This is a genomic window from Xanthobacter albus (genome assembly GCF_043194895.2).
Lineage (GTDB): Bacteria > Pseudomonadota > Alphaproteobacteria > Rhizobiales > Xanthobacteraceae > Xanthobacter.
The window spans coordinates 3,376,461-3,387,997 of sequence record NZ_CM195532.1; the positions used below are offsets into that span (position 1 = coordinate 3,376,461).

Annotated in this window: 12 protein-coding genes and 5 pseudogenes; 7 read left to right on the plus strand and 10 right to left on the minus strand. The window is 62.6% G+C overall.

What is annotated here, in order from left to right:
• Positions 1 to 230: 230 nt before the first annotated feature.
• Positions 231 to 602: a putative quinol monooxygenase gene (locus V5F75_RS15140; protein WP_394038129.1), complete on the minus strand. Its 372-nt coding sequence runs from the start codon at positions 600 to 602 to the stop codon at positions 231 to 233.
• An 80-nt stretch (positions 603 to 682) separates the two neighbouring features.
• Between V5F75_RS15140 and V5F75_RS15145 the strand changes: the two genes are divergently transcribed.
• A complete protein-coding gene (locus V5F75_RS15145) occupies positions 683 to 832 on the plus strand; it encodes a hypothetical protein (RefSeq protein WP_394038125.1) in 150 nt (49 codons plus the stop codon).
• A gap of 95 nt (positions 833 to 927) precedes the next feature.
• Here the strand turns inward: V5F75_RS15145 and V5F75_RS15150 are convergent, their stop codons facing one another.
• Together V5F75_RS15150 and V5F75_RS15155 are read right to left on the minus strand one after the other, a co-directional pair.
• Positions 928 to 1,590 carry a class I SAM-dependent methyltransferase gene (locus V5F75_RS15150; RefSeq protein WP_394038127.1) on the minus strand — a complete coding sequence of 221 codons (663 nt, stop codon included), beginning with the start codon at positions 1,588 to 1,590 and terminating at the stop codon, positions 928 to 930.
• A 336-nt stretch (positions 1,591 to 1,926) separates the two neighbouring features.
• Positions 1,927 to 2,241: pseudogene (locus tag V5F75_RS15155) on the minus strand (integrase core domain-containing protein); the annotation flags it as partial.
• A 72-nt stretch (positions 2,242 to 2,313) separates the two neighbouring features.
• On the opposite strand from V5F75_RS15155, the pseudogene V5F75_RS15160 reads away from it, so the two are divergent.
• Positions 2,314 to 3,083, plus strand: a pseudogene (locus V5F75_RS15160) (IS5 family transposase).
• Positions 3,084 to 3,417: 334 nt separating this feature from the next.
• Here the strand turns inward: V5F75_RS15160 and V5F75_RS15165 are convergent.
• A pseudogene (locus V5F75_RS15165) lies at positions 3,418 to 4,022 on the minus strand (IS5 family transposase); the annotation flags it as partial.
• Between the two features lie 297 nt (positions 4,023 to 4,319).
• Positions 4,320 to 5,120: an N-formylglutamate amidohydrolase gene (locus V5F75_RS15170; RefSeq protein WP_394038109.1), complete on the minus strand. Its 801-nt coding sequence runs from the start codon at positions 5,118 to 5,120 to the stop codon at positions 4,320 to 4,322.
• 108 nt (positions 5,121 to 5,228) lie between these two features.
• On the opposite strand from V5F75_RS15170, the gene V5F75_RS15175 reads away from it, so the two are divergent.
• Positions 5,229 to 6,035, plus strand: coding sequence for a transglutaminase-like domain-containing protein (locus tag V5F75_RS15175; protein WP_394038107.1), 807 nt, complete (start codon positions 5,229 to 5,231; stop codon positions 6,033 to 6,035).
• A gap of 131 nt (positions 6,036 to 6,166) precedes the next feature.
• Complete coding sequence (gene rpsU, locus V5F75_RS15180; RefSeq protein ID WP_394038105.1) at positions 6,167 to 6,421, plus strand: 30S ribosomal protein S21; 255 nt, start codon at positions 6,167 to 6,169, stop codon at positions 6,419 to 6,421.
• A 549-nt stretch (positions 6,422 to 6,970) separates the two neighbouring features.
• Here the strand turns inward: rpsU and V5F75_RS15185 are convergent.
• A pseudogene (locus V5F75_RS15185) lies at positions 6,971 to 7,195 on the minus strand (DNA-binding protein); the annotation flags it as partial.
• A gap of 166 nt (positions 7,196 to 7,361) precedes the next feature.
• Positions 7,362 to 7,724: a VOC family protein gene (locus tag V5F75_RS15190; protein ID WP_394038103.1), complete on the minus strand. Its 363-nt coding sequence runs from the start codon at positions 7,722 to 7,724 to the stop codon at positions 7,362 to 7,364.
• Positions 7,725 to 7,791: 67 nt separating this feature from the next.
• Between V5F75_RS15190 and V5F75_RS15195 the strand changes: the two genes are divergently transcribed.
• Complete coding sequence (locus V5F75_RS15195; protein ID WP_394038101.1) at positions 7,792 to 8,220, plus strand: MarR family winged helix-turn-helix transcriptional regulator; 429 nt, start codon at positions 7,792 to 7,794, stop codon at positions 8,218 to 8,220.
• A gap of 171 nt (positions 8,221 to 8,391) precedes the next feature.
• On the opposite strand, the gene V5F75_RS15200 is transcribed toward V5F75_RS15195, so the two are convergent.
• Positions 8,392 to 9,105: a DUF2161 domain-containing phosphodiesterase gene (locus tag V5F75_RS15200; protein ID WP_394038111.1), complete on the minus strand. Its 714-nt coding sequence runs from the start codon at positions 9,103 to 9,105 to the stop codon at positions 8,392 to 8,394.
• A gap of 16 nt (positions 9,106 to 9,121) precedes the next feature.
• Positions 9,122 to 9,835 (minus strand): spermidine synthase, encoded by a 714-nt coding sequence (locus V5F75_RS15205; RefSeq protein ID WP_394038099.1) that lies wholly within the window; start codon positions 9,833 to 9,835, stop codon positions 9,122 to 9,124.
• 163 nt (positions 9,836 to 9,998) lie between these two features.
• Here V5F75_RS15205 and V5F75_RS15210 point away from each other — a divergent pair.
• Positions 9,999 to 10,474, plus strand: a pseudogene (locus V5F75_RS15210) (integrase core domain-containing protein); the annotation flags it as partial.
• Here the strand turns inward: V5F75_RS15210 and V5F75_RS15215 are convergent.
• Positions 10,467 to 11,236 (minus strand): IS5 family transposase gene (locus V5F75_RS15215; RefSeq protein ID WP_394038155.1). Its coding sequence is split into 2 segments (ribosomal slippage): positions 10,467 to 10,906 and positions 10,906 to 11,236, totalling 771 coding nucleotides; the frame shifts between segments, so codons are not numbered across the junction. The pseudogene V5F75_RS15210 and the gene V5F75_RS15215 overlap by 8 nt on opposite strands.
• A 102-nt stretch (positions 11,237 to 11,338) precedes the next feature.
• On the opposite strand from V5F75_RS15215, the gene V5F75_RS15220 reads away from it, so the two are divergent.
• On the plus strand, positions 11,339 to 11,500 hold the full coding sequence (locus V5F75_RS15220; protein ID WP_509212094.1) for a hypothetical protein: 162 nt from the start codon (positions 11,339 to 11,341) through the stop codon (positions 11,498 to 11,500).
• The last annotated feature ends 37 nt before the right edge of the window (positions 11,501 to 11,537 follow it).

An 11,537-nucleotide genomic window follows, 5' to 3' on the forward strand; every position in this document is an offset into this window, starting at 1 on the left:
ATTATCAATCCATTAATCCGCTAAAGTAGTGCTAGGTTCTGTTGACGAATAGGATCCCCCTTCGGGGCAGGAGGTGATTCAAAGTTGCTTTTGAAAGGAAGCGGAGTTAATTCCAGACCTAATGAGCGACGATGAATGAGCCTTCTTCGAGCCGTTCGTGACAACGCGCGGACCGCATAGCGGTCACTGGCCTCAGGATCATCGGCTCGTTCTCGACGGTATCTGCTGGATCACGGCATGGTGACGAGCCGGAGCCTCATCAGCACGGGCACCACTTCGAGTAACTCATTGAAACGCGCCGCAAGCGAACGAAAGGCCGGCGCCTGGGCGTGGGCTTCCAGTGCGGCTTCGCTCGACCACTCTTCCAGCATGACGACGCGGTGTTCGTCCTCCACATCGACATTCATATCGTAGCGCAGGCAGCCCGGCTCCGTCCGGACGCCGGGAATGATGGCCGCAAGCGCATCTTTCAAGGCCGCGGCGCTGCCGGCCCTGGCGGTCAGGATCGCAACCAGCCCGATCTTCTTTGCTTCACCATCGCTCATGGCACGTCCTGTCAGATGTTTGCGGATGCGGCCCCACGCCCCGCCGGTGCCCGGCATGTCGAGCACGACGGGGGGGGGGGCTCCTCAGAAGCCTTCGACGACCATAGTGCCCCTCGGTTTGCGCTCTTGATGGCAGCATGGGCCATGTTCAGGTTGACCACATTGATCGGGCGCAAAGCTTCGGTCATGGTGGTGCGGACCTTGCCAGCGTCGACCAGGCCGGTCACCGCATCGAGCAATTTGCCCCGCTCAGCCGCGTCGGACGTCCCGAAAAATGGAACGCGTGAACATCAGCGCTTGCAATGGAACTTCCAGACTATGCAGCGAGTATTTCCCACCAATTAACCCAGAGCCCGTCGAGTGCTCTAAAATTTCAAATGAATTATTTAGAATGCAACCGAAAGCCGATATCAGAATACCCGAAAGGGTGAAAGGCAAAATGAGTGACGGAAAACCCATTTGCGACAATCACTTCCGTCACTGCTTTGTGGACTCCATACGGAATAGCCTCAAGGGCGCTCCAGACGACAAAGTCGTTGCAGATGATGTATCCGCCCGATTTGACCTTGCGCAGCGCGACTGCAAGATCCTTGCTGACCATATCGTAACCGTGCCCGGCGTCGATATATGCAAAATCAAAATAATCGTCGTCGAACTCCGCGAGCAAGTCCCAGGATAAGCCCTTGCGCGCTTCGACCGTGCCGGCCTCCAGTTCCGCAGCCAAATGCTCGCGCTGGAACGGCGCGTAGTTGATATCCAGGAGATATAGCTTTCTTGGCTGCGCGAGGTCCATCAGCGTCCGCGCGAAGCGACCCGTCTGTGTGCCCACTTCGACGCCGATCCCCCCTTTGGGGAGGTCGGCAATGATGTCTCCGCGGCTGGGAAACACGCGACACCCGGCCAACTGTGCATGGGGGATGGCCGGGGCCGTCCCATTGATGAGAAAAAGCGGCTCCAAGCCTGTCGCTTGCATGTAGACGCGCAACGTGTTCTGAAACACCTTCAGGGCGGCGTAGACATCCTGCCGCAAGTCTTGCTCGTTCATACCTGACCTCCGCTCTGCACTGGCCAAATCCTACATCGGCAAGCGCCTCTGGGCCGCCAATGAAACCGGAGGAACTCCAACTCCATTCCTTGGGATGAAATAGCTCGTGCAAACATCTTGATGCAAGGTCGATTTAGAACACCCAACAAAGCCAATTGTTAACCATATGTGGCTGAGGCTCTGGCATGGCCAAGAAGCTTGCCCGATGCCCTCTGGGCCGAGATCGCCCCACTGCTTCCCGCTGCAGCTCCGCGCCCGAAGGGCGAGCGGCCTCGGGTGGAGAACTGAACCGCCCGGGGTTTGCCGGAGGCTGTTTCGTTTGAGTCACGCCGCCAGTTACTGCTCGTCGAGCATGACGTAGTAGCGTTCCTCGGCTTCGGCCGGCGGGATGTTGCCGATGGGCTCCAGCAGCCGGCGCTGGTTGAACCAGTCGACCCAGATCAGCGTCGCGAACTCGACGGCCTCGAAGGATCGCCAGGGACACCGCCGATGGATGACCTCGGCCTTGTAGAGGCCATTGATCGTCTCGGCGAGGGCGTTGTCGTAGCTATCGCCCACGCTGCCCACGGAGGGCTAGATACCGGCTTCCGCCAGACGCTCGGTATAGCGGATGCTCACGTATTGCGAGCCACGGTCGCTATGGTGCACCAGGTGACATACCCATAAACGGGATTCCCAGCGGAGCATTGTTTTGATTCGCTGATCTCAGCCCTGGAGGTTGAGATGGCGCGCTTTGACCTGACGGATTTCGAGTGGTCGGTGATCGCACCGCTTCTTCCGACGAAGGTGCGCGGTGTCGCGCGGGTGGATGACCGTCGTGTTCTGAACGGCATCTTCTGGCGGCTGCGCACCGGAGCGCCTTGGGCCGACATCCCAGCGCGCTACGGTCCGTACACGACCTGCGTCAACCGGTTCAATCGGTGGCGCAAGGCTGGGCATTGGGTGCGCATTCTGCAAGCCGTATCAGCCGCTTACGATGGCGATATCCAGATGATCGACACCTCGTCGATCCGGGTGCACCAGCACGCCGCCAACGGTCAAAAAAAGACGAGCGATCCCATTGCATGGGTCGCTCGCGCGGCGGCCTGACTACCAAGATCCATGCCCTCGTCGATGCCGAGGGTCGCCCGATCCGCCTGAAGTTGACCGAAGGCCAAGCTCACGACGGGCGCTCGGCCGCCGACATGCTGGATACGGTCGAGCCGGGAAACATTCTTCTCGCCGACAGGGCCTATGACAGCGACGCCTTGCGAGAAAGGATGGCCAGGCGCGGCGCGTGGGCCAATGTCCGCGCCATGCCCAACAGGGTCAAAACCTTCCCCTTCAGCGGCTGGGTCTACCGCCAGCGCAACGCCGTCGAACGCTTCTTCAACAAGCTCAAACACTTCAGGGCCGTCGCCACTCGCTACGACAAGCGAGACGACAATTTCCTCGCCTCGATCCAACTCGCATCAATCCGCATCTGGCTGCGAAATTATGAGTCGGTCACCTAGAGGGCGGTCGAGGCTCTTAACCTGGTTGGTCCAATCGAGCCGTTGACGACCGCATATAATGGCAAGCCAAAGATATTTCGATGAGCCGTCCCAAACGCACCGCAGAAGCTATCCCCCAACTCCTTCTTGCGATTACCCCGATCCCGGCGAAAGCCCCATTCGGGCCATTGGTCTCTCAATAGCAATGGTTGTGTACTGCCATGTCCCGTATCCGTAACAACCGGCTCCCGAAGCGCCGCCGGATGATCCCTGTGGCGACCGTCAGGACGTAGAACCTCGCCGACCGCGGAGGAGGCGCAAGCTCGAGCAATTGTCCATTAGGGTCCAGACTCGTTCAGAGCCAGAAGGCCAGAGCAGTGGCGAGGGCAACGCCGGACAGGAAGTTGATGGCGAGCTTGTCGTAGCGGGTAGCGACGCGACGGAAGTCCTTTAGTCGGCCAAAGGCGTTCTCGATCAGGTGGCGTTCCCGATAGCGCTCGTGGTCGTAGCGGATACGGCGCTTTCGGCTCGCCCGGCCGGGAATGACGGGCACGGTGCCGACCTGACGCAGCGAGCGGCGCAATGCATCGGCGTCGTACCCTTTGTCAGCCAGCAGGTAGCGAGCGCCTCGGGCACGGGCGAGCAGTTCAGGCGCTGCGGTCACATCGGCGACGTTACCCGGCGTGAGGATCAGCGCGTAGGGGCGGCCGATGACATCGGTGAGCGCGTGGACCTTGGTGGTCTGGCCGCCGCGCGACCGACCGATCGCTTGCGCTTGCGCCCCCCTTTTCCTCCGAAGGCTGATCGCTGCGCCTTCACGTAAGTACTATCGATCGCGGTGCTTTTGGTCACCGCACCAGCCTCCACCAGTGCGTCAAGCAACCTGAGCCAGAACCCTCGGCGCGACCACCGGTTGAAGCGATTGTAGATCGTTGTGGCGGGACCATAGGCAGCCGAACACGTTACTCAGACAGTTTCCTGGACCGAAGCGCAAGGTCGCCCCACTCGCACTCGCACATGCCGCGCTTACGCCCGAAGCTGTCCATGGCCGCTCCTCCGTCTCACGATGCTGGCCTCCCACAATATGGCGGAGGGCATCTGTCGCGCCGGGCGGCGGGATCGGCACCCGCACTTTCGAAGGTCAGGCATGGTTGCTAAAGCAAGAGGTGAGCCGCGTGGCGCGATTTTCTCGCATCCACTACGCGGCTTCGCACGGGTGGAGCATGCCCCGTGTCGTCGGTTCTCGACGCTGTGCCTTTATGAGGAGGGCATGGTCAGCGCCATGCCCTCGCATCGTGTAAGGGTAGCCCGCAGCAAGGCGGCAAGGCGCGCCCCCCACACAGCCTGGTCCTGAGGTCGGGCGATCAGGTCCTGGCGGACCTCGATGCCGACGTGGAGAATACCGCGGCGCTCGCCATGGACGGGAATGCTCCAGTCCGTCGCGTCCCCGACATCGTAGGGCTCGTTGTCGCCGACCGTCAGGTCGGGTTCTTGCCGGAGCACGTCGAGCAATGCATTCGCGAACCGGTTGTCGCGATGGTAGAGGACGCCGACATCCCACGGACGCACAAAGCCGGCGAAGACCGGCGTGAAACTATGCATGGCGATGAGGACCACAGGTCTGCCCTCCGCCCGCCGGCGATCGAGCTCCGCCGCGATATGTGCGTGATAGGGCTGGAATATCTCTGCCTCCCGCATCTGCCGCGTGGCTGTGTCGAGGCCCTGGTTGCCGAGCACACGGGTGCCATCGCTGACGTCGGGGATGGATTGGGGCGTGCGCGGCGGCCGGTTGCAGTCGATGGCGAGGCGGGAATAGTTCTGTTGTACGAGCGTGGCATCGAGTAGGTCTGACAGGGACCGGCAGACTCCGGCTATGCCGATATCCCACGCGATGTGGCGCTCCCGGTCCGTAGCATCGAGGCCAAGGCCACCCAACACGCGGGGAAAGGCATTGCCCGCATGATCCGCGACGATGAGGAACGCGGATCGACCATCGGCATTGAAGATTGAGACCGGCGGCATGTCGTCCGCCGCCAGCAAAGAGAACTTCCCGTCCACCTTTTGAGACCCTCGCGGCTCCGGCCACGCCCATTGCGCGGCTCGAAGCTGCGCACCCACCATAGCTGAAGGCGCGGGCGATGCCCGCTCATTCCTTCGAGGTTTCACATGCTCATCCACGCCGGCTACGAAATCTCCTATACCTGCCCTCAACCCACGCCCATGATCCTCACCCTGAGCGTGCATCCATCGCGGATCAACGACCTCGTCAGTCTCGATCGCGCGGTGTTCGATCCGCCGATCTCGGCGAACACCTATCACGACAGCTTCGGCAATTTTTGCCATGTCGTCGAGGCACCGGCCGGCCGTCTCACCATGCATGCGGACTTCGTCATCCGCGACAGCGGCCGGCCCGACGACGTGGCCCCGGATGCGCCCCAACACGCGCTCGGCGACCTGCCGGTGGACGTGCTGCTGTTTCTCCTCGGCAGCCGCTATTGCGAGACGGACCGGCTCTCCAGCATCGCCTGGTCCATGTTCGGCCATATGCCCAAGGGCTGGCCCCTGGTGCAGGCGATCTGCGACTTTGTCCATGGCCATATCGCCTTCGACTACGCGCATGCGAGCCCGCTGAAGACGGCGTTCGATGCCTATACGCTCAGGCAGGGTGTATGCCGAGACTTCGCCCATCTCGCCATCACGCTGTGCCGCTGCATGAACATCCCAGCGCGTTACTGCACCGGTTATCTCGGCGACATCGGCGTGCCACGAGATCCGGCGCCGATGGACTTCAGCGCCTGGTTTGAGGTCTATCTCGGCGGGCGCTGGTACACGTTCGATGCCCGGCACAATCAGCCGCGCATCGGCCGCATCCTCATGGCGCGGGGGCGTGATGCGACCGACGTCGCCATCGTGACGACTTTTGGGCCCTCGACGCTTGAGAGCTTCAAGGTGGTGACGACTGAAACGGCCTGAAGGGGGCCGGCGGCCATCGCGTTGCGGGCTCATCCCCTCTATGATGCCTCCGGCCGGCCCGCAGTCGGCTATCCTAGCGAGCGGCCATACGATGGCCAGGGACTCGGGACGACTTTCAGATCGGATATCTTTTGCAGGTTCTCGTCAGGGACAACAATATCGAGCAGGCGATCAAAGTCCTCAAGAAGCGCATGCAGCGCGAGGGCGTCTTCCGCGAGATGAAGCAGCGCAAAGCCTATGAGAAGCCGTCGGAGCGGCGTGTGCGAGAGCACGCGGAGGCTGTACGCCGCCACCGCAAGGCGGCTCGCAAGAGGGCGCAGTGGGAAGGGACGATCGCGGCTCCCAAGCGCCGGGAGAGAAAGCCGGCGACTTCGACGTCCCGCTGAAGCAAGATGGCGGGCTGGCGCAGGCGATGCGCCGGCCCGATGGCCGTCAGCGCCTCAATAGAACGGGCGGGTCAGCGCCGCGCGTGCCTGGGACTTGCCGTCGGCGTCCATGGCCTCGACGCTCCACGTCTACATCCCACCCACGCACGGGGACCGAAAGGTGACGGCACCGCGGTGAATGGTCCGTGGGCCGGCAGGTGCACGTCAGAGCCTCCCAGCTTCCGGCCGCTGGGGCTGATCAGCACGAACCTCAGTTGCGCCGTTCCAGCGGTCCACCTCAAACTCGGGGCTGCCTGGCTCTGGCGCGCACAACACCGATCCGATCCACGTGAAGTCGAGCGTCATGTCCGGGGAATGCGCAAGCGCAGAGGATGCTCCCCCGCAGAGAAGTCAAGCCAGCGCGCTTAGGATTTTCATCACGACTCCTCGTGCTTCCGGACAGAAGCGGGGCGCAGGTTAACACAGCCAAAGCTACGCGCTCGTCAATAGAGGTTGACGGGAAAATATGGATCCTTCGCTTGAATTGAGCCCGTACTGATCATGAAACGCGCTAGAATAAACGTAGAAGGACTTCAGCGTCAGAGCGTGGACTGCCGCGAAGAAGGCGATATCGGGCTGTTCGCCGAGCGCACGGCGCCGACCGAGAGTGCGGTGGGTCGTCAGCTCCGTAAGCAGTCGGTCGGAGATGGGGCTGATGTCGTCCTCCTCCTCGCGAGCATCAGAGACCACCACCTCTTGGCGAGGTGCGGAGGCTGTATGGGTGTCACCCTCCGTCTCGATGGAAAGGTCATGTGTTCGCGTGGCGAATAATAAATCACACCGTCTCCAGTCAACAGCTTCCGGACCCGCGCTTCCCGGCCGTGACAGAACTGGAAAAACCCACCCGTCTCGGCAGCTTTGACATGCTCGCGGCTCGCGACACCGATCCAGTAGCGCGTCGTCATGCGGTATGAGCCGTGATCGTGTAGCCAAACGGATCGCGAAACGCAAAATATCGCCCGAACGGGCCGTCCTTCGGCGGGAAGGCGATGGCTATTCCTGCCGCCTTCAACTCCACATGCAGCGCATCGGCGTCGTCGCAGCCGAACCACAGGGCAATGCCCCAGCCCAGCTTTCCTTGAGCCGCTTCCAGATCCACGAGCGGCTTTCTGACCGCGAAGGGAGCAGGCTTGCTGTCGAAAACGATCGCTTCTGAGTTCTCCTGCAGCACCGGCAGACCCAGCCTGTCGCCATAGAAGGCTCTGGCTGCTTGAAGGTCTTCGGCCTGGATGCCGATGAAATCGGGGCCGGTCAGTCGGGGCATGGTTGTCTCCTTGACATGGACTGATAAAATCAGGCGCCTGATATAATATAAGGTTCCTGATATTGCAATGACCAAGGATATGACCCCGCTGCTGGGATACCAGCTGAAGCTGGCGCAGCATGCCCTGCACCGCCGCATGGAGGAGGCGCTGAAACCGCTCGGGCTCAATCCTGCCCAATATGCGGTGCTGGCCGAACTGAATGCGAGGCCGGACCAGACCAATGCCGACCTTGCCGAGCGGGCATTCATCACCCCGCAATCGATGCAGGGCGTTCTGGCGAAACTGGAAGACTCAAGGCTGGTGGAGCGGCGGCAGGATGTTCGTCACGGTCGTCGCCAGCTCGCACGTTTGACGCCCGAGGGACATGTGAAGGCCGAGGCCGCGAATGCCGAAGTGATGCGGGTCGAGGAGATGCTGGAGGCTGCGGTCCATCCAGATGCCATTCAAGATGCCGTTGATCTGATGGAGCGGCTTCACAGCGCCATGTGCAGATAGCACCGGGAGCTGAACCAGACGATGCCTTCCCGTATCGAGTATTGTCCGTCATCCGATCAGTGGCGTGACGCGACAAAGGGAACATCCGTGACGTTGCCCCGAACTTTTACGTAGTCCATTCGCGATCTTTCGAGGTCGTCGAGTTCGCGACGCTCACCGGGGTCGGCGGGCTCAACCATCGCCGGCAGTGTTGGAGTCCGTCGGCAACATCGCGCCGGCCGAAGCCGAGGAACCGGGAACCGCCTGCCAGCGGATCAGTGCCTCGCGCCCCGCGGGCGTCAGGCTGTAGATGCCGCGATCCACACGGGCGAACCAGCCATAGACATTGTCCAGGAGGATTTTCCCGGCGTCGGGCGCGAACGCACGAAGATCGCGCGGGCGTTTGGGGGCCTCCGCCATGGCCAGGGCACAGGCGAGCGCCTGCTGCCGATAGGCGGTCATGATGGGTGTACGCGACCCGCCCCCCACCGCCGGATCGCCCAGCCGGCGCCGGTGCTCATCCACCAGCCGCGACCTGCGCCGCTGATCCTTGCGCGGCAAGGGAGATGTGGGGCTGACGATGATCGACACCTCGCCCGCTTGCGAGACCCCGAGCATCCCGAAACCAAGGCGCCGGCAGAGGTTGCGGAAACGCGCGTCGCTTTCCCGTCCTTTTCCGCGCACCGATGTGCGCGCTGCGAGCCACACCTCATCGCAGGCGGCGGCGCGGTCGACAGCCTGGAGGACGAGCTCCAGATTGAAGCTGAGCTTCAATTCCCCGATGACCACGACCGGTGTTCCGTCTCCCGCAAGCGCAACCAGGTCGCAGCCGCCGACCTCGCCTTTGACGGCAAAGCCGAGGCCTTCCAGAAACGCTTTCACGGGTGGGTAAAGGGATGTCTCCAGGATACGCTCTCCCTCATCAGGCCGGCCTGGACCGGGCAGGACCGGGAGGGCAAGCCCCCGGATTGGTGGCGATCCAGATGATGTGGCGCGCGCCCCCGCGCCCTCCATTGGCCCGCACGCGCGCCTCTTCCACGCCAAACCCCGCCTTGCGAAGCCGCTGGGTGAAATTCCGGTCCGGTCTCGACGACCAGACGGCCAGCACGCCGCCGGGCCTGAGCGCCGCCCTGGCCGCGCTGAGGCCGGCAACATCGTAAAGCCGGTCGTTGGCCGCGCGTGTCAGCCCTTCGGGTCCGTTGTCGACATCAAGCAGGATCGCGTCGAACGTCGCCCGGCCGGAGCGGATCGGGCCGCCCACGTCCTCTTCGCGGATGCTGACGCGCGGATCGGTCAGGCAACCCGCGAAGATCTCCGCCATGGGGCCCCGCGCCCACGCGACCACCGCCGGTACCAGTTCCGCCACCATGACATGGGCATCGGGCCCGAGTTCGGTGAGCGCCGCGCGAAGGGTGAAGCCCATGCCCAGCCCCCCGATGAGCACCTGCGGCCTGGGGCGGGCCCGAAGCCTGTCGCAGACCATCGTGGCGAGCGCCTCTTCCGACCCGCTGAGGCGGCTGTTCATCAGCTCGATGGAGCCTGCCATGATTGAGAATTCCGCGCCGCGCCGCATCAGGCGGAGCTGGCCGCCACCATCGGGCACTTGCGCGGTATCGAGCTGCAACCAGGGGATCACGGGTCACTCTTCGGATTGAGGATCGCGTTTTACGAGCGCCGTATATAGGCCAAACGTCCGTCCCCCCGCCACCGTCCAGTAGACGACCACGTGCCGCCGCTCGATGAGCAGGCGGGTGTCCCAGGTTGAGGGCCAAGGCGCATCGGCGGCGCGCGTGTGCGATGAAGATCGCACCCGCAACGGGCGGAAGTTCCGCATGCTGAACGTGATCGACGAGTTCCCAGGGAGTGCCTGGCCATCCGCATCGACCGCAAGCTCAACTCGACCACGGTCATCGCTGTCCTGACGGACCTGTTCGTGCTGAGGGGCGTGCCCGGCCATATCCGTTCCGACAATGGCCCGGAGTTCATCGCCAAGGCGGTGCGGGACTGGATCACGGCAGTCGGGGCCAGGACGGCCTTCATCGAACTCGGCTCGCCGTGGGAGAACGGCTCTTGCGAGAGCTTCAGCCGTCAGCTCCGCGACGAACTGCTCGACGGTGAGATCTTCTACAGCCTGGCCGAGGCGAGGATCGTCATCGAGAGCTGGCGCCAGCACTACAACACCGAGCGGCCGCACTCCGCGCTCGGCTACAAGCCCCCGGCACCGGCTGCCATCGTGCTCCCGGTGCCGCCAACAGGCCAACAATGCATTAGGTGACCGACTCATAATTTCGCAGCCAGATGCGGATTGATGCGAGTTGGATCGAGGCGAGGAAATTGTCGTCTCGCTTGTCGTAGCGAGTGGCGACGGCCCTGAAGTGTTTGAGCTTGTTGAAGAAGCGTTCGACGGCGTTGCGCTGGCGGTAGACCCAGCCGCTGAAGGGGAAGGTTTTGACCCTGTTGGGCATGGCGCGGACATTGGCCCACGCGCCGCGCCTGGCCATCCTTTCTCGCAAGGCGTCGCTGTCATAGGCCCTGTCGGCGAGAAGAATGTTTCCCGGCTCGACCGTATCCAGCATGTCGGCGGCCGAGCGCCCGTCGTGAGCTTGGCCTTCGGTCAACTTCAGGCGGATCGGGCGACCCTCGGCATCGACGAGGGCATGGATCTTGGTAGTCAGGCCGCCGCGCGAGCGACCCATGCAATGGGATCGCTCGTCTTTTTTTGACCGTTGGCGGCGTGCTGGTGCACCCGGATCGACGAGGTGTCGATCATCTGGATATCGCCATCGTAAGCGGCTGATACGGCTTGCAGAATGCGCACCCAATGCCCAGCCTTGCGCCACCGATTGAACCGGTTGACGCAGGTCGTGTACGGACCGTAGCGCGCTGGGATGTCGGCCCAAGGCGCTCCGGTGCGCAGCCGCCAGAAGATGCCGTTCAGAACACGACGGTCATCCACCCGCGCGACACCGCGCACCTTCGTCGGAAGAAGCGGTGCGATCACCGACCACTCGAAATCCGTCAGGTCAAAGCGCGCCATCTCAACCTCCAGGGCTGAGATCAGCGAATCAAAACAATGCTCCGCTGGGAATCCCGTTTATGGGTATGTCACCTAGGCCAATCAAGGCCAAGGAGAACTCACATGGGCCATTCTCAATTTGATGATGCCGGCCGCGAGCGTGCAGCTTGGAATGCCGGAAAGCAGGTCGGCACCAAGCGTCCTCTCACCCAGAAGCAGATCTGGGCCGTTCGCTTCTTTCTCGACCGCGAAAGACGCATTCGTGACCGTGCGCTGTTCGAGTGATCTGCAAAATGATAGTGCGGTATTGGGCATCGGGGGG